The sequence below is a fragment of the Neobacillus niacini genome (assembly GCF_030817595.1).
GTDB lineage: Bacteria > Bacillota > Bacilli > Bacillales > Cytobacillaceae > Neobacillus > Neobacillus niacini_G.
The window spans coordinates 5,231,534-5,250,400 of record NZ_JAUSZN010000001.1; the positions used below are offsets into that span (position 1 = coordinate 5,231,534).

The 18,867-nt window shown below is 40.0% G+C and carries 12 protein-coding genes and 1 pseudogene; 10 read left to right on the forward strand and 3 right to left on the reverse strand.

Annotation, left to right across the window (positions count from 1 at the left end; all coding sequences use genetic code 11):
- Positions 1 to 158: 158 nt before the first annotated feature.
- From mngB to QFZ31_RS24720, 3 genes are all read right to left on the reverse strand, one after another.
- Positions 159 to 2,768: a mannosylglycerate hydrolase gene (gene mngB / locus QFZ31_RS24710; RefSeq protein ID WP_307308082.1), complete on the reverse strand. Its 2,610-nt coding sequence runs from the start codon at positions 2,766 to 2,768 to the stop codon at positions 159 to 161.
- A gap of 63 nt (positions 2,769 to 2,831) precedes the next feature.
- Complete coding sequence (mngA, locus tag QFZ31_RS24715) at positions 2,832 to 4,778, reverse strand: PTS 2-O-a-mannosyl-D-glycerate transporter subunit IIABC (RefSeq protein WP_307308084.1); 1,947 nt, start codon at positions 4,776 to 4,778, stop codon at positions 2,832 to 2,834.
- A gap of 139 nt (positions 4,779 to 4,917) precedes the next feature.
- On the reverse strand, positions 4,918 to 5,646 hold the full coding sequence (locus tag QFZ31_RS24720) for a MurR/RpiR family transcriptional regulator (protein ID WP_307308088.1): 729 nt from the start codon (positions 5,644 to 5,646) through the stop codon (positions 4,918 to 4,920).
- An 83-nt stretch (positions 5,647 to 5,729) separates the two neighbouring features.
- On the opposite strand from QFZ31_RS24720, the gene QFZ31_RS24725 reads away from it, so the two are divergent.
- The 10 genes and pseudogenes from QFZ31_RS24725 (at position 5,730) to manA (ending at position 18,548) form a co-directional block, all read left to right on the forward strand.
- On the forward strand, positions 5,730 to 6,866 hold the full coding sequence (locus tag QFZ31_RS24725) for a glycerate kinase (protein ID WP_307308091.1): 1,137 nt from the start codon (positions 5,730 to 5,732) through the stop codon (positions 6,864 to 6,866).
- Between the two features lie 498 nt (positions 6,867 to 7,364).
- Positions 7,365 to 7,835, forward strand: coding sequence for a PTS sugar transporter subunit IIA (locus QFZ31_RS24730; protein ID WP_307308094.1), 471 nt, complete (start codon positions 7,365 to 7,367; stop codon positions 7,833 to 7,835).
- 18 nt (positions 7,836 to 7,853) lie between these two features.
- Positions 7,854 to 8,162, forward strand: coding sequence for a PTS fructose transporter subunit IIB (locus QFZ31_RS24735; protein ID WP_307308096.1), 309 nt, complete (start codon positions 7,854 to 7,856; stop codon positions 8,160 to 8,162).
- Positions 8,163 to 8,182: 20 nt separating this feature from the next.
- Entirely contained in the window at positions 8,183 to 9,214 is a 1,032-nt protein-coding gene (locus tag QFZ31_RS24740) for a PTS fructose transporter subunit IIC (protein ID WP_307308099.1), read from the forward strand.
- An 81-nt stretch (positions 9,215 to 9,295) separates the two neighbouring features.
- Entirely contained in the window at positions 9,296 to 11,926 is a 2,631-nt protein-coding gene (locus QFZ31_RS24745; RefSeq protein WP_307308101.1) for a glycoside hydrolase family 38 C-terminal domain-containing protein, read from the forward strand.
- A gap of 66 nt (positions 11,927 to 11,992) precedes the next feature.
- Entirely contained in the window at positions 11,993 to 13,384 is a 1,392-nt protein-coding gene (locus QFZ31_RS24750; RefSeq protein WP_307308103.1) for a C69 family dipeptidase, read from the forward strand.
- Positions 13,385 to 13,414: 30 nt separating this feature from the next.
- Positions 13,415 to 15,379, forward strand: coding sequence for a BglG family transcription antiterminator (locus QFZ31_RS24755; RefSeq protein ID WP_307308105.1), 1,965 nt, complete (start codon positions 13,415 to 13,417; stop codon positions 15,377 to 15,379).
- A 14-nt stretch (positions 15,380 to 15,393) separates the two neighbouring features.
- Entirely contained in the window at positions 15,394 to 16,521 is a 1,128-nt protein-coding gene (locus QFZ31_RS24760) for a glycerate kinase (protein WP_307308107.1), read from the forward strand.
- A gap of 216 nt (positions 16,522 to 16,737) precedes the next feature.
- A pseudogene (locus tag QFZ31_RS24765) lies at positions 16,738 to 17,581 on the forward strand (ROK family protein).
- Positions 17,582 to 17,600: 19 nt separating this feature from the next.
- Positions 17,601 to 18,548, forward strand: coding sequence for a mannose-6-phosphate isomerase, class I (manA, locus tag QFZ31_RS24770; RefSeq protein ID WP_307308109.1), 948 nt, complete (start codon positions 17,601 to 17,603; stop codon positions 18,546 to 18,548).
- The last annotated feature ends 319 nt before the right edge of the window (positions 18,549 to 18,867 follow it).

The window sequence follows — 18,867 nt, forward strand, 5'->3', positions numbered from 1 at the left end:
GTCCTAAGTGAGAAGTCCACAGAATAAAAAAAGAAGAAGTGCCAAAAAGCACTTCTCTTTTTACGCGATTCATTTTATTGGTGCCTGTCACCACTCGTGGACACTGTCCACCTCAGGCGGACAGTGGGTGTTTTAGTGGTAACAGGCACCGCTCGTTGTTAAAATAATACAGTTTTTACTTGGTTTGGTTTTAACGGCAAGATAAGGTGATTATTTTCTAAGTTAAGTTGCGTAATTGGTTTTTCGTTTAGGTTTGCTTCAAGTGCATGTTCGACTGAAAGGTTTACGGTATATGAGCCATGACCTTCTGTTTCTGTAGGATTGAAGAATCTTAGGACGAAGCGATCTTCTTTTTCTGCTTTTTTCAGTGTACTCAGTACCGCAGTGCTGTTTGTTTCTTGTAAGAAACTAAAGCTCAATGGTGCTTTGATACCAGATGGATTCAGCTTCATCGCATTATGCGGTATTTTATTATAAGTCTGAATTGGTGTTGTAAATTCCTTTGCGATTCTGCCAATGTTTGCAGTTGTTGTAGAGCCTTTGTGTGTTGTAATCGCAAAGTCGAGTTTTACTAATCCCAGCATTTGTGAGTCAGGTGTGGGCAGTTTAATTCCAGATGGACGACCTGGTCTTCTTAGCATTTCTTCTTTTCCTAGTACGCCAACGCTTCGGAATAGGGTGATTGCGATGGTATCGTATTTTTCCCCAACAATTTCAAATTCACGAGTGCTGTTGGTTAATACACTTATTCCATGCTCATGATCTGATAATCCCGTAAAGGAAAGCATTGGAAAAATAGAATCTGGGCGTTCATCCCAATCTTGTTCTTTCCAGTAATCCATTGCGGAATCATAAACATCACGCTTAATGAAGCCGAATTGATTGTCTGATACTGAGAAGGAAGACGCGATTCCTGTAGGAATCAGGGTGCGAAGACGATGGTCCTTCGCTTGATTATCAATTTCTGCCTCAATCTTAATGATTGGCTGATGGTTTGGAATCATTACTTTCCAATGAACCTCCACAAAACGGTCAACTTTATTGATTTTGCGCTTCTCAAGATCCCCAGGTACATCTAGCTTAACAAGGATATCGATTCGTGCTTCATATCCATTCTGCGCAACCTTCACTTCTGCTTCAACATTATCACTATAAAAAAGTGTTTCATCTGCTAATGGTGAGAAGTCATATTCGTCACCATCGTCGCCGCCATTTTCTAAGCGCAGCACTTGGTCAAATTCCCTATTCAATTGCTTGTCCCAAATTTTCAACGTTCCATTTGGATTGACGGAAACCGAATAAAATTCTGTGTCAACTGTATTCTTTTCAATAAGGGTATTCCCCATATTGCTCTTTGCATCCACAACGAAGTATGTCTTATACCCCATCGCTGGTATTGAATCCTGTAATTGAACAGTATATTGGAAAAATGGATCATAGTTACCGTAGTGAACAATTTGACGGTCAATTAAGCCTGGATCCATGATTTCTTTGTTCAGTACCTCAAACGGAATACGATTACCTTCTGCATCCTCTAATGTGAATGAATTCAACTTTGTAATTACCTTAGTGGTAACCACATCTTTACGTTCATATGGCAGGAGGTTAAATGCAGTTAACCGATCCTCAGTACGTTCAGTGTCAATTGAATCCGTGATTTTACGCTTATAGTGTTCAATAAGCTGATCAGTTTTTTCTTCTGCAAGAAAGAAGCGGTTCATGATTTCACGATGAACTTTATCGGAGCAGCAGCAGCCAATACTGTCATGTGCATGATTTTTCATGATTTCCTTCCAAATCAACTCAATCAAACCATGATGATATTCAAATCCTAAGGAATAGGCAATTGCCGCTAATGGCTCCAATACATTGGTGATTTTATTTTCAATTCTTGTGTTCGCTGCTTTAATATCCATTCTTGTTGAGTAGATACTTCTGTGAACACGCATGTATTTTCCGTCTAAAAATTCGCCTTGAAGGGTAGGCAAGGCTTGATTCTTTTCCAGTTCAGCAAAGACATTCTCATATTTGCTCAGAAAAAATTCGCGGTCTGGATATAGCTTTTGGAGTTTTTCCATGATCGTAAAAATGTTCTTTTGAATTGGCATTTGATCGTGACCGTTTGGCAGGATGATGTTCTCTGTGGTAGCCCCACGGTCGAGAACGGTAAAGTATTTGTTGATGCGTTCCTGGAGTTTTTCTTCATCTTCAGGAAGATACTTACCAATCGCATAGCCAAGTGGAAACAATTGGACGAGGACCTTTGAGCCATCATCGCTTGTCCAGTAAAATTCAGTTTTATTTGTGCCGTGACGTTCAGAAGTACCACGCCAGAAAATCGAATACTTAATGTCGAAGCCATTCAGGATTTGCGGCATTTGTGATGATTGACCGAAGGAGTCCGGTAAGTACCCTATCATCATTGGCTCTCCGAACTCTTCTGTATCTTTTAACCCATAAAGAAGATTACGAACGATGGATTCTCCGCCAACGACCATTTCATCGGTTTGAGTATACCATGGACCAATGATCAGTTTTCCGGCTTGGACGAGCTTACGAACTCGCTCTTTGTTTTCCGGCTTTACTGCGAAATAGTCTTCAAGAATCGACGTTTGACCGTCTAAAACATAATATGGATAATCTGGGTTGTTCTCGAGCATTTCTAGGATTTCTTCCATATTATTAACCAGCAAGATTCGAGATTCTTCGGTTGAAAAATACCACTCTCTGTCCCAATGCATATGGGGTACGATATGAACTTTTTTCATGATGTCCTCCAAATATGATAGGTACCTAAGGTCCAACCTTAGGTACCATAAATTTTCCAAACATTACGCTGCTTTTTTAGTAATAGTACCTTCTTGTTTTTCTTTTTTCAGTTTACTTTTTCTCGTTGCGATTAACAGAAACATTGAAATGGCTGCCCCGATTAATGCGGCTCCTAGCCAGATGCTTGCTGCTAACAGGATTGGCTGACCTTGTAATAGTGCTAAGGAGAAAATCCCTGCACCTGGAACATTTAATCCGAGGTTAAAATAAGCTACAATTGCACCTGTTACGGCAGAACCTGCAATTAATGAAGGGATTACCCGTAATGGGTCGTTAATCATAAATGGAATAGCACCCTCGGTGATACCTGCTAAACCAAGTAGCCATGTTTGTTTTCCGATTTCTTGTTCTTGTTTTGTAAAGTACTTTTTACCGATAATAGTCGCACCTGTTACACCGAAAGCAGAAACCATTTTAACGGAAGCGAATGTTGCGTAAGGAATAAAGTTTCCGCTTGCCATTGCCGCAATACAGAAGGTGTAAGCGGCCTTGTTAACTGGACCGCCCAAGTCGAATGAAACCATCGCACCAATAATGGCTCCTAAAAGAATGGCATTTCTACCTGATAAGCCGCCTAGAAATTCCACTAAGCTTTGGTTTAACCAGGCAAGTGGTTCACCAACCACGAATAACATGATCGAACCAACGACAAGTGTACCAACAACTGGGTATACCCAGAAACTAATGAATCCTGCAAATGTTCCTTTTGGCTGGATCTTTTTCTTTAAAAACTTTAAGAAGAAACCGGCTAAGAAACCGCCGAGCATACCGCCAAGGAAACCTGAGCCAATCAAGTTTGCTGCCACACCGGCTGCAAAACCAGGTCCGAGTGCCGGTTTATCCGCGATGGAGTATGCCATGTAAGCTGCTAATATTGGGACCAACAGCTGGCCGAGAAGTCCGCCGCCAAGTTGTCTTAATAACCATAACCATGAACCTTCTTCTGCATATACTTCTTGAAGGCCGAACGCCTGTGAAATTAGCACGGCAGCTGCTAAGGTCATACCGCCGGCCACGATGACCGGGATAATATAAGAAATACCTGTTAAAATCGAGTCTTTAACTTCCGCTTTAAATGATTTTTCTCCTGTTTCATCTGCTCCGGATGCAGCAGCTTGCTCTGGATTATATTCTTTCTTCGGTGTCTTTTCCGCTTTATCTAATGCTTCACGGATTAAACTTGTTGCATTACGCAGTGGGGCTGCCACCGATGTTTTTATCTTTGGCAGGTGTGCGAAACGCTCTTCATTTTTGACTGCAACATCAACGGCAAAAATAACCGCGTCGGCTTTTTTCAATAGGTCCGTTGTATGGCGATCCTCGATGCCGTTTGCCCCTTGCTTTTCAACATATACGTCGACTCCCAGTTCTTTACCTGCTTTTACGAGTGCCTCTGCCGCCATATAAGTATGCGCGATGCCAGCAGGACATGCGGTAATACCGATAACGGTTTTATTCAATTTGTTCCCTGCTTTTATTTCTTTTTCTACTTCTACCTTATCTAATGCTTCATATAATTCGGTATTGGTTTTTGCATTTAAAAGTCTATTTTTATACGCTTCGTTTGATAATCTTGTAACAAATTCCGAAAGTAATTGAAGATGGGTAGAGCCTGCTTCCGTTTCTGGAATCGCCAATAAGATAATCAATTGTACCTGATTATTTGGATCAATGCTTTCCCAGTCCGTTAACGGTTTTTTCAGGGTTGCGATTGCAAATGATGCTTCCTTGACCGTTGTGGATTTTCCATGTGGGATTGCAAGTCCGCCTTCAAAGCCTGTTGGTGAAAGTTTTTCTCTATCTAATACAGCTTGAAGAAATTCTTCTTGAGAATGAATTTTACCTGCTTCACCTAGCTGTTTGACCAAATACTGAATTGCCTCATGTTTAGATTCAAAGACATTTCCAGTACTGACTAAGCTTGGTGAGGTAAGTGTTTGTAGTTGCATTTTGTTTACCTCCATCTAATTGAAAGTGTTTTCATTTCACGGACTTATCGTAACAAAAAAAAAACAAGAAGAAAGATTCTTCTTATTTTTACACAAGAGTTATAAAATTAACCGGTTTCATGTGTATAAGTACACATTTTTAAAAGTGATCCCAGTAAACTTGCGATAATGTCTGTAGGACAATCATAACTGGTGTTCGATCAGTTATATTGTAGCCATTTTTAATTTTTTTGGGTGCAAAGCAGTATAAATTGACAGCTGCAGCTTCTTGGAGTGAATTCTTCGTAAAATGTGTTAAGGATATAATTGGAATTTCTCTTTGTTTTGCTTTTTCAGCCATTTCAAGGACCTGAGGAGTTTCACCTGATAAGCTGATTAAAAACAAAACGTCATGCTGATTCATTTGATCGAGCAGATAGAGCATTTCATGGCGATGGATGTGATGTTCTGAGTGTTTCCCGGCAACTCGTAAATTTCGAACCATCATTTCACAGAAACCTGCGGTGTCGCCAACACCAAAGAAAAGGACATGCTTTGAATCATGCATCATTTTTGCAGTCATTTCAATTCTTTCCATATCAATAAGTTCAAAGGTTTTTTGGATAAAATAATAGGAACTATCTTCGTTAGGAGCTTTAGTTGAATCGAGTTCTTCTTTAATACTGTTTTTGAGTTGTGAGAAACCATCATACCCCAGCTTTTTTGATAATCTTGTTATTGTGTTGGGAACAGTATACAGATCAGCTGCAATACTTTGAATCGATTTATTGACGAATTCATGCTTATTTTCGAGAATATAGTCAATAATTTGGTCATCTGTATCATTTAATTTATATTCAAACTTATGTACACGATCTTCAAATTGCATATAATTTCACCCCGATATTTACCTTCGTACTATTATAGCAAACAATCCAGTGATTTCACTAAGGGGTGCGGGAGGGATTAACATTGAAAATTTTAGTAGCGGTGGATTCATTAAAGGGAAGCCTATCATCAATAGAAGCAAATAAAGCGATTTCCGAAGGACTTTTGAAGGCGAATCCAGATTTTTCTGTTCAGTCATTGCCTGTTGCGGATGGAGGCGAAGGGACAGTGGAGGCGCTAGTCTATGCAACGGGAGGTCAGTTTGTTGACAGTGTTGTAACAGGTCCATTAGGACAGCCGGTAAGGGCGAGGTACGGTATTTTAGGGGATAAGATGACCGCGGTGATTGAGGTTGCCGAAGCTTGCGGATTGCCATTAATACCGAAAGAAGAGCGCAATCCACTTTTCACTACAACCTATGGTGTAGGTGAGTTAATTTTGGAAGCAATTGAAAAGGGCTGCCGTGATTTTATCATTGGACTCGGGGGAAGTGCGACCAATGACGCTGGGGTCGGAATGCTTCAAGCCCTTGGATATCAGTTTTTTACGAAAGCAGGGGAACTTGCAGGACTTGGGGGTGCCGCTCTTAAAGAAATTTCAAGAATCGATATGGGGAAGGTGCCGGATAAGGTAAAAGCAGCCAAATTCCGTGTTGCGTGTGATGTTAATAACCCGCTATATGGGTTGAATGGGGCTGCCTATATTTATGGACCGCAAAAAGGGGCTACTCCTGAAATGGTTTTAGAATTAGATGAAGGTCTCAGAAATTTTGCTAATGTCGTATTGGAACAGCTAAGTACAGACTTGCAGTCGATTTCAGGGGCAGGAGCAGCCGGAGGGTTGGGGGCCGCTTTTGCTGGGTTCTTGGAGGCAGAGTTAGAATCAGGTGTTAAGTTGATACTTGAGCTGGCACGTTTCGAGGAGCAGCTTCAAGGCGTGGACCTCGTGATCACAGGGGAAGGAAAACTGGATGGGCAAACCTCGATGGGAAAAGCACCAGCAGGAATCGCACTTTTGGCTAAACAGCACAGAATCCCTGTCATTGCCCTAGCTGGTGACATCTCAGAAGGAAATCCGAGCCTGCATGAATCGGGCATCACCGCCTATTTCACAATCGTAGGCGGACCCACCAGCCTAGAAAAAGCCATGAATCCGGAGACAACCCGGACAAACCTACAAAGAACAGGAGAACAAATCGGAAGAGTATTACAATTGTTCTAAGTGGTGCCTGTCACCGCACGTGGACACTGTCCGCCTGAGGCGGACAGAATTACGCGAGAATTTCTTCGATATGCAGGAAGGTGGTTTTGTTCCCAAAATAGTTAACGATCACGAAGAAACCGCTAATCCTCAGGGAACATCCTTTCAAAACTGTCATGACATAGTATGAAAAACATAAAGATAAAGGACTTTCCAGAATGGACATTGTAAGAAGCTAACCTAAAAATGTAATAGGGAGTAAAAAAGATTATAAGAACGTTAGGGAATTCCAAATCGGAATTCCTTTTTTACTACAAAAGAAGGAACTCATGAAGGCTTGTAAAGACCATCTACTATAGGAGTTGTAATCGTTTCCTAAAGGAAAAGGAAAAGAATTAATTTTTATTTTCATTAGAATGAATATAGAATTCAAGTTGTAAAGGATAACGTTATCTTCTGTAAGGGTTTCCAGTGGAAGAATCCCATTACTAATAAAACAACAAGATGGAAGGTGAAGTGTTGGAAATCAAATCATTGATTAATGAAGACTTGATTGAGTTAAATTTGGTAGCGTCTACCCAATTAGAAGTGATTTCTCAATTGGCTTCATTACTCGGACAACAAGGAAGAATTAAATCTGTGTCTGCGTTTATTGAGGGTGTATTAGAAAGAGAATCAGAATTTTCAACTGGTTTTGGCAATGGCTTTGCGATTCCTCACTGCAAAAGCGATACCGTAGAAACAGCAAGTATCATCATTGGGAAAACAACCAATAGCATAGAGTGGAATTCATTGGATGATAAACCTGTTACCTTCATCATCATGCTGGCAATTCCATCAGGAGAAGGTGGAACCACGCATTTGCAAATTCTCTCTGCGCTCTCAGGAAAATTAATGGATGATGAGTTTCGTGATCAGCTAATGAGCGCTACTCAACCAGAACAAATACTGAATTTATTAGATGGATCGATTACACAAAAAACAAACTAAGAAAAGGTGGACTTTATCATGAATATTATTGCAATTACAGCATGCCCAGCAGGGGTAGCACATACAAATATGGCCGCAGCAGCTTTAGAAATGACAGCAAAAAAAATGGGACACAAAATTAAAGTAGAAAAGCAGGGCGCGATGGGAATTGAAAATTCCATTTCAGCGAAAGATGTTGCAGGTGCACAGGTTCTTATTTTAGCCGTTGATACAGCAATTGCAAAATTAGATCGTTTTAGTGAAATCCCAACTGTTAAAGTTCCTGTTGCAGAAGCAGTGAAGAATCCACAAGGTTTAATCAATAAAGCGCTTGGGCTTGTAAAATAATCTAAGAGGTGATATCAACGATGAAAAAAATCCTTGAAGAAGCTAAAACACATTTAATGACTGGTGTTTCCTATATGTTACCGTTTGTTGTTGCCGGGGGATTACTCTTAACACTTGGTCTTTTACTAGGCGGCGGCGAACAGGAAACAGGTTTTGCTAAAAAAGCGGTAGAAACAGGAGTTCTAGTTTTCTCCTTAATGGTTCCGGTAATGGCGGGGTATATGTCTTATTCAATCGCAGATCGACCAGGTATTGCTCCAGGTATGGTCGGCGGATTAATTGCAAATGAAATCGGTGCTGGATTTTTAGGCGGGATTGTGGCTGGTTTCCTTGCTGGTTATATTGTTAACTTATTGAAGAAAATTCCAATGCACTCATATTTAGCAGCTCTAAAGCCAATTATTGTCATTCCATTATTAGGTGTTGGTATTGTTTCCTTATTAATGTATATCATTGGTCAGCCAATTGCCCTTGCTTCTAAAGGTTTAGAAGGCTGGTTAACAGCAATGAGCGGCGGAAATTTATTAATCCTTGGCTTGATTATTGGTGCGATGATGGCAGTTGATATGGGCGGTCCTATTAATAAAGTTGCTTTCGCATTCTGTGTTGGGATGTTAAATGAAGGAATCTATGCTCCAATGGCTGCATGTTGGATTGGTATTATGACACCACCAATCGGACTAGCTCTTGCAACAAGACTTGCTCCTAAGAAATTTACAGTGGGAGAAAGAATGAGTGCACTACCTACAACCATTATGGGCGCAACAGGGATTACCGAAGGTGCGATTCCGTTTGCAGTAGGTGCTCCTCTACAAGTTATTCCATCCATTGTTGTTGGGTCAGCAGTTGGCGGTGCATTAGCACTTGTACTTGGTGCCGAAGCTCCTGTACCGAGTGGCGGCGTATTCATTATTCCATTCTTCATTAAGCCAGTAATGTTCTTAATTGCTTTTGTAGTCGGAATTGTTGTAACGGCATTAATGACAGTACTGTTAAAAAAGAATATCGAAGAAGAAGAAGAAGAAGTATCTTACACTCAAGAAGCTGTTTAAACTTATAATTCAAATTTCCATGAGGGTACTGTTACAGGGCCCTCATTCTCTTTATAAAAACTGGTCTTGGAGGTTTTTACGATGAAATTTCATGTTATCTCTCATACACATTGGGATCGAGAGTGGCACCAAACCTATCAGCAATATCGTGTGAAATTAATCCGCTTTATTGACGAATTACTTGAACTTTTAGAAACGACCCCAGCTTATACTTCCTTTTTATTAGATGGACAAACCATTGTCTTAGAAGATTATTTGGAAATCAAACCAAAAAATCGCGACCGAATCCATAAGCTTGTAAAAGAAGGACGTCTAGTCATTGGACCTTGGTACATCCAGCCAGATGAGTTTACCCCAAGTGGAGAGTCGCTTGTACGTAATTTGTTAATTGGTCAACAAATTGGTGATGAATTTGGTCCTTCGATGCAAATTGGATATTTGCCGGATTCCTTTGGCCAAGCCGCACAAATTCCACAGGTGTTAAGCGGTTTTGGTATGAATTATGCTTTATTTTGGCGAGGGATTACCAATGAGGAAACCGAAAAGATCGATTTCTGGTGGGAGGGACCAGACGGATCGAAGGTACTGGCAACCCATCTGCCATTAGGTTATGGAAATGGACGTATGCTTTCAACCGATTTTAAACAAAATTTAGAAATCATTGATGGGAACCATGACAAATTAAAAGAGATGGTCACTTCTTCAAACATGTTATTAATGTGCGGATTCGACCAAAGGAGTGCTAACAAAGATCTTCCTGAGATTATCGCTGAGCTAAATAGTCATTATGCTGAACATGGAAGTGATTTTGAGGTAAGACTAAGCAAATTGCAGGATTATCTTGAAGAAGTTGAACGGGCAGCGGAAAATCTCGACAACCTTTCTGGTGAATTTAGAAAGGGTAAATATATGCGTGTCCATGTCAGCATTGCCTCGACACGTTTAGATTTGAAAAAGAAAAACTTTGAGGTTCAAAATTTATATGAAAAATACGTTGAGCCGTTAAACTCTGTTTCATTTTTACTTGGTGACAATTATGATAATGACATTATTAACAAGGGCTGGAAGTACATGATGCAAAATCATGCCCATGATTCCATTTGTAATGTCTGTACCGATACCACCCATCAAGAAATGGATATGAGGTATGAATTTGCCAAGCAGATTGGCGAGTCTGTCCAGAAAACAGCTACAGAGGACTTATTGGGAAAAATTAACTTCCGAGATGAGGGTATTCCGCTCGTGGTCTTCAATACGCTTGGGAAAAAAAGAAAGAATCTTGCTGAGGCTACCCTGCATTTAACGTCAAAGGAATTTACTCTTGTTGACACAAAAGGCAATGAAGTTCCTTATCAGATTTTAGAAACAAAAGAAGAGAATTTAAATGATAACCAAATCGAAATTGGTGTAAAAAATGAAGATCAATTTGTGTTTATGACAAAAATTAAATTTGCTGCAGAAGTAGACGGCTTTGGTTTTAGTACCTACTACGTCAAAGAAAAGGCACCAATTGCCAATACGTATGCGGATGTGTTCCAGAATGGCACATTTTTCAACGAGTTTATGGAAGTGAGCATTGAAAAAAATGGGTCACTCACCATTAAAGAAAAATCGGGTGCAATTTTTAGCGGGTTAAATGTTTTTGAAGAAGGCGGAAATGCAGGGGATGAATATGATTTCTCACCACCACGTAAAGATACTCTGATTACCACCAAAGAAGCAACACCTGAAATAAAGGTAATTCATAACGGACCTATTTATGCGACTGTTAAGATTACGTATCATTTAGAATTCCCGATTGATACAGATGTAAATGGACGTTCAGAAGAAAGGCAAGCTTCTACCATTGAAACGTATGTAAGTGTTAATCTTTATGAAGATCGTGTTGATATTCAAACCATCATTGACAATACCGTGAAAAACCATCGTATCCGAGCTCTATTCGATACAGGTCTCAAAACGAAGACACATATTGCTGATCAGCAATTTGGGACCATTTGTCGTGATAACTACTTAGAACAGGTCGAATACTGGGAGCAGGAAAACTGGGAAGAAAAATATTATCCGATTTACCCACAGCAGAAATTTGTTGATGTTTCGGATGAGCAAAAAGGAATCGCAATTCTAAATAAAGGGTTGCCTCAATACGAGATTTTACATGGTGATAAGCCAACCATTGCAGTAACCCTTCTTGCGGGAACCGATTACATGGGTAAGCAGGATTTAGTGGACCGTCCTGGAAGACGTTCAGGATTACATGTGGAAACACCGGATAGTCTATTACTTGGTAAACATGAAATGAACTATTCCATTGTAGCCCATGCAGGTAATGAAATCGAGTCTAATGTAGCAAGTAAAGCCAATGAATTCACTACTCCATTTGTGACCGTTCCGGTTAATGAGAAGTCAGAATCTGCATCATTAGAGGACCAATCAACGTTCATACGCCTTAATAATACAGGTTTGGCACTAAGTGCTGTTAAAAAGTCTGAGAATAATGATAGTTTGTTAGTTCGATTTTACAATACAACCAATCAACCTATTGCCTCAGCAAGAATCGAAGTAAATCAAGCATTTTTTAAAAATATTATTCTTGTTAATTTGAAAGAAACTCTGCTACCTGAAACTGACAAGAGAATACAAATTAAGAGCAATGAAATTAACTTAAAAAACATTAAGCCAAACGAAATCTTTAGTTTTCAATTATCATAAAATATGAGGAGATCCCCCTAGAGTTCTTGGGGGAATCTCTTTCTTTTTAAATCCGGAGGGATAAAAATGTGTGATAACTTAGTTGTGCTGCCAGATTATACACGTTCGGCTAGTATGTTGGTTGCAAAGAACAGTGACCGACCTGCATATGAAAGTCAGCCTCTTGTTTATAATCAGCGTAAATCCTATAAAAGTGAGACCGTGTTACCATTGGCATATGTTGAAATTGCACAAGTCGAGGAAACCTTTTTATCAATCGGTTCTTCTCCTTATTGGTGTTGGGGCTATGAGCAAGGCATGAATGAATACGGTGTCGCAATTGGGAATGAAGCAATTTTCACAAAAGATTTAAAAGTAAGTGCTTCTGACCCAGGGAAACAAAAAGGAATTCTAGGTATGGAGCTTGTCCGCCTAGGTCTTGAAAGAGGGAAAACCGCGAAGGGTGCTTTAGAGGTGATTACTCAGTTAGTCGAGGAATATGGTCAATGGGGAACTGCTGTGGTTGGAGAAGAGAAGCCTTACAATAATTCTTTTCTTATCGCAGATTCCAAGGAGGCATGGGTTTTAGAAACAGTTGACCACCAATGGGCAGCTATGAAAATTAAAGAAAAGTTCCATTCGATTTCAAACGAAATGAGTATTCGTCAGAAATGGGATTTAACGAGTGAGAAATTCATTGAAAACGCAGTAGAGGCTGGATGGATTGGACCTGGTGAGAATTTTGATGCTGCCTATGCTTATACTGATTTCACGAATGCACTGCAAGTATCCCATATTCGTGTTCAGCGTACAAAGCAATTGCTCGCAGAGAAAAACGGACAAGTTGATGTGAATTGGATTCAGCGGATTTTACGTGATCATTATGAAGATACTTTCCTAGAAGGCCCATTTTTCAATGCGGCACTTCCAGATTTTCAAACCATTTGTATGCATTCATCTCCGGCTAATTTTACATGGGGAATCACGGCTTCTTCGACGATATTTGAGCTCCCAAAGGACGAGTGGCATTTACCGTTAATTTGGTGGTCGCCAGCTACTCCATGTACGGGTCTTTATCTGCCGATCTTTATGTGTGAGCAAAGTTTTCCGGAATTGCTCTCAAATGCAGGAACAGTCCGTGTCAAAAGTGTCAATCCTACAAAATCAGCACAAGATCAATCCACAGAGGATTCCTATTGGTGGAAATTCCGTGATCTGCTAGATGAATTAAAAGGGAATGAAAATGGAACTTTATATAGTAAGAATAAGGAAATCGCTAGAAAAGTATTTGGTCCTTTGGAACAAAAATGGTTAACTTTAATTCGTGACATAGAGGAAGAAGCATCACTTCTTCATAAAGCGGGTAAACGAAAAGAAGCAATCAGTCTTGTTACTTCTTTTTCAAATGAATGTTTAAAAGAAGCTGTTGAGGCAATTGAGGAAGTCCGAAAGCAGATAAATTTAGTGTTATCATATTAATTTCTTATTCGTTTTAGGGGGAAGGTAGGTATGTTTGTTTTAAACAGCCGTCTTAAGTCATTGATCATAGAATTGCTATCACATAAGGAGCCTGTGACAAGTGAATACTTGGCTAAAGTACTCGGTGTCACTTCCCGCACGATAAGAAATGATGTAAAAACGTTAAATCTCGAGTTCAAAAAAATAGGTGTTCAGATTGAGGCTAGTCGTGGTGTTGGCTATTTTATTGATCATGCTCTTGGTCAGCAGGTTACAGAGTTAATCGAAGAACTCTTTATGCTGCAAGAGGAGGAACATGGAAACACACCAGTCCTGCCAGAGGAAAGAATACTATATATTTTAAAAAGAATTATCATGACGGATGATTTCATTGCTGCTGAACAGCTGGCAAATGAACTATTTGTCAGTAAATCTACTGTCGATAATGATTTGAAGCAGGTAGAAAAGCTTCTTGAAAAATATGACCTGAAACTTTTTAAAAAGCAAAACTACGGAATCAAGCTGTTAGGAAACGAAATGAATATTCGTTTTTGTTTATCTGAAAGTCTAGCGAATAGGAAAAATGAACAAGCTGAGCTTGAAAATGAGATTATCGCAGATGTGAATATTGATGAAATAAAGGCTATTACAAAGGAATATATTGAAGAGTTGTCTTTTAGCATGGCTGAACTGCAACTCAATAACTTAGTAATCCATATCGCTATTGCCATACAGAGAATTAAAAAAGGGAAAAATGTTGAAGCCGGTTCCATTAAACTCGACCAATTGGAAAATCAGGTAGAATACGAGGTTGCGACTAAAATTGTAAAGTCAATTGAGGATAAATATGCGATAAAAATTCCTTTAGGGGAAGTCGCATATATTACGATTCATTTACTTGGTGCGAAACACTTTGAAAATAAGGATTTTCACCAATCGGACTTTGTTGAGTTGGTTGGGGGAAGTCACTATCAATTAGTGGCAAATATCCTCTCAGAAATTAATCGGGTATACCGGATTGATTTGCGAGAGGATCGTGAGCTTATATATGGATTGGGACTGCATTTACGTTCGGCGATTAACCGCTTAAAATATCGAATGAATCTGAGGAATCCGATGTTAACGGAAATTAAAAGGAATTACCCCTTCTCATTTGAGCTTGGCATTGTGGCTGCGGAAATCATTCAAAATAACAGTGAGCTTGTCGTAAACGAGGATGAAATTGGTTATATTGCGATTCATTTAGAAGCAGCCGTTGAGCGAATGAAGAATAAGAAGCGCCGTCAGATGAAGCGGGTAGCCATCGTATGCGCATCCGGTTTAGGTACGGCTAAGCTTCTAGCTGCTAGTGTGGAAAGCGTATTTTCGGGAATTGACATAGTCGGCACATATCCTTCCTACTCAATCGGGGATATCAAAAAGGAAGAGGTTGATTTAATTTTAAGTACGATTCCAATTCGACAGGAAAGCCCGATCCCATTCCTTCATATAAATGCAATATTAACGGAAAAGGACATTGAAAAGGTAAGAGAGCATATAACTAGTAAGTTTCTCAATGAAGATAATAGTAAATCATTAAAGAAACTTCAAAATTTATTTAGTGATGAGTTGTTTTTTACCGAGGTTGATAAAAAGACTCCAAATGAAATTATTAAATCATTAAGTACAGTCCTTAATATTAAGGGGTATGTCGACGATTCTTTTCAACGTTCAGTTTTGGAACGGGAGGAAATATCCCCTACTTCAATCGGAAACCTTGTGGCCATCCCTCATCCATTAAAGCCGAACGCTCTTGGTTCCTGTATTGCAATAGGAATCCTAAAGAAACCAGTTAAATGGGGAGAACATACTGTCCAACTGATACTTTTATTGGCTTTAAATGAAAAAGACAAGGAAGAGTTTGGCCATCTATTTAATCATATATGGAAGCTTGTTCAAAATAAAAAATTGGTTGATGAGCTTTGTATGAAGGAGAAATTCGAAGATTTTATCGGTCTATTTTACTCAATAAAGTAAAAGGAATGAATGCTATGAAAGTTGTTATTGCACCAGATTCATTTAAAGAGAGTTTATCTGCCTATGAAGTTGCGGTTGCCGTTGAGCAAGGATTTCGTGAAGTTTTTCCAGAAGCTGAATGTGTAAAGGTACCGATGGCTGATGGAGGGGAAGGTCTTGTTCATTCCTTAGTGGATGCATTGGATGGAAAGGTCATTACACAAAGAGTAACAGGACCACTCGGTGAAAAGGTAGAAGGATTCTTTGGGTTAATTCATGATGGAAAAACTGCTGTCATTGAAATGGCAGCAGCTGCAGGATTACATTTAGTATCACAAGAAGCTCGAAATCCCTTACAGACAACAACCTTTGGTGTTGGCGAATTAATCTTAGCCGCTCTTGATTACAAGGTTGAACGAATTATTCTTGGTCTTGGTGGAAGTTCGACCAATGATGGAGGGGCAGGGATGGTCCAAGCATTAGGTGGAAAATTGCTGAACGTCAGCGGGTGTGAAATTAGCTTTGGCGGAGGAGCTTTAGCAAATTTACATTCTATCAATTTAGAAGGTTTTGATGTAAGGCTGAAGGATGTAGGTTTTGAAGTGGCTTGTGATGTGGAGAACCCGTTACTAGGAGAAGAAGGCGCATCTGCCGTATTTGGTCCACAAAAGGGAGCAACAGCTCAAATGGTTCGTGTGCTCGATCAGAATCTACGCCATTTTGCAAGTGTGATAGAAAAAGAGTTAGGTAAGTCAGTAAGTGATATGCCCGGTGCAGGTGCAGCAGGAGGTTTGGGTGCAGGACTAATCGCTTTCCTCCCTTGTCAGCTGCGAAAGGGAATTCACATTGTAGTGGAGGCCACGGGCTTAGAAAATCATATTAAAGATGCTGCACTCGTGATAACTGGAGAAGGTAAAATCGATAGCCAAACCATTTACGGAAAAACTCCTATCGGCGTCGCTGCAGTAGCACGTAAACATAACATACCTGTCATCGCACTAACCGGAACACTCGGACCAGGCTACGAAGCCGTCTATCAACATGGAATCAATACCGTCTTCAGCATAGTCCCTGGAATAACCACACTAGAAAATGCACTCGAAAATGCATACCAAAACATCGTCAGCACCACCAGAAACATGGCTAGCTTACTAGCGATATAATTACGGTGCCAATTTTGGTGCCTGTCACCGCTCGTGGACACTGTCCACCTGAGGCGGACAGTTCTGTTGTTTGTGATTTTAAAAATAAAAAAGGGAAACGATCTTGATTGTTTTCCTTTTTTTCTAGTTTATATAAATTTTATTAATCACACGTATATATAATGATTAAAGCGTTTTGATGTGAATGTAGATTTTTAAATGATTGGAGGATAAGAGATGTTAGGAGCTATTGAGGCGGGCGGTACGAAGTTTGTTTGTGCTGGTTGGAGATCAAACAGGCAAAATTATTGAGCGAATTCTTACCAACGACGGTCCCTGAGGAAACCATGACCAAGGTAATTGAATTTTTTAAAGGCTACACGCTTGAGGCCATACAAGTTGGCTCTTTTGGACCGATTGATGTGAACCGGGAAAGCCTTAGTTACGGATCAATTACCTCAACACCAAAACAGGGGTGGCGTGATTATCCGATTGTAAAGGCGCTGGAAAAAGAATTCGGGCTGCCAATTGGTTTCAATACCGATGTGAATGCGGCAGCATTGGGTGAGGTTACGCTTGGCAGCATAGGGATTGGATAGCTGCTTATACATAACGATTGGAACTGGAATCGGAGCAGGAGCCTTTGTTCAGGGCAAACTCCTTCAAGGTTTATCACATCCTGAAATGGGGCATATTCTTGTTAGACGTCACCCGCAGGATGTGTATCAAGGAAAATGCCCTTACCATAGGGATTGCCTAGAGGGTCTTGCCGCAGGTCCTGCAATAGAGGAACGCTGGGGTGCTAAAGGGATTGACCTGATTGACAGGCAGGAGGTATGGGAGCTGCAAGGCTACTACATTGCTCAAGCTCTCATGCAATATGTGTTGATTCTTTCTTCGAAAAAAATTATTCTTGGCGGCGGAGTCATGAATCAAAAGTAAGTATTTGAAAGAATTTGTTGCCGATTATGTTCATTTACCGGAGTTATCTGATTATATTGTGAGCCCAGGTTTAGGAGACTATGCCGGGATTACAGGATCACTTATGCTAGCCAAACAAGCACTTCAAGAGAATCACTAATTCAGTGGAGGTTAAAAAATTGCAACAGCCATTATTTTTAAAACCAGTTTTTAAAGAAAGAATTTGGGGTGGAACAGCATTAGCAACTCAATTTGGCTATAATATTCCAACTGACCAAACAGGGGAATGCTGGGCTATTTCTGCTCATCCAAATGGTCCATCGATCATTGAATATGGCCCATTTGCAGGAATGTCTTTGGACGAGCTTTGGAAAAAACAGCCTGAATTATTCGGTCATCCGAAAGATGAGGTTTTCCCGCTGTTAACAAAGATTCTTGACGCGAATGCAGATTTATCTGTTCAAGTACATCCTGAGGATGCATATGCAAAGGTTCATGAAAATGGAGAGTTAGGCAAAACCGAATGTTGGTATATCCTTGACTGTAAAGAAGGTGCGGATATGATATTCGGTCATAACGCTAAAACAAAAGAGGAATTAATCCAACAAATCAATGAAGGCAAATGGAATGAACTGCTGCGCAGGGTAAAAATTAAGCCAGGCGACTTTTTCTATGTTCCGAGTGGAACCATTCATGCTTTATGCGAAGGAACGCTGGTGTTAGAAACTCAGCAAAGCTCTGACACAACCTACAGAGTATATGACTATGACCGCAGGGACGCGGAAGGGAATTTACGTGAACTTCACTTAGATAAAGCGATTGATGTCACCACCGTTCCTCATCATGAAACAGGTGTCACACCAAAAGTCAAAAAACAAGATCATGCTACCATTACAACCTTTGTGGAATCCGAATTTTTCTCCGTCTACAAGTGGGCTGTTGATGGAAAAGCAGCATTTTCAACGAATCAACACTACTTGCTCGTAAGTGTCATTAAAGGAGACGGGACACTGCTTCATGCAGGAGAACGATATCCATTAAAAAAAGGAACGCATTTTATCCTTCCAGTCGGCTTCGGAGAGTTCCAACTTGATGGAAATGCCGAATTTATTGTTTCTCATACGTAATCTCGTAAAAAAGGCTCAGAGTTTTAGACTCTGAGCCCTTCTTTTTTAATAAATTGTATGGGCGTTCTTTGTTAAGGCACCTAATTCATAAAGAATAGCTGCATCACTATTTTCACACCAAAGCTATTTGACTTTACCTTCAATGAAAAAGAAAAATCATGATTTTTAACATGATTAGGCGCCAGGCGCTTTCTTTCGAGTTTTCTTTTTCGAACTCGACCTATAACGTCAATTTCCAATACTCCAGAAAGTGCTATTTGCGGGAGTTACGTTGATATTAGGGAGATAACAGGGGAAATTGTCTAACGATTATTTCTCT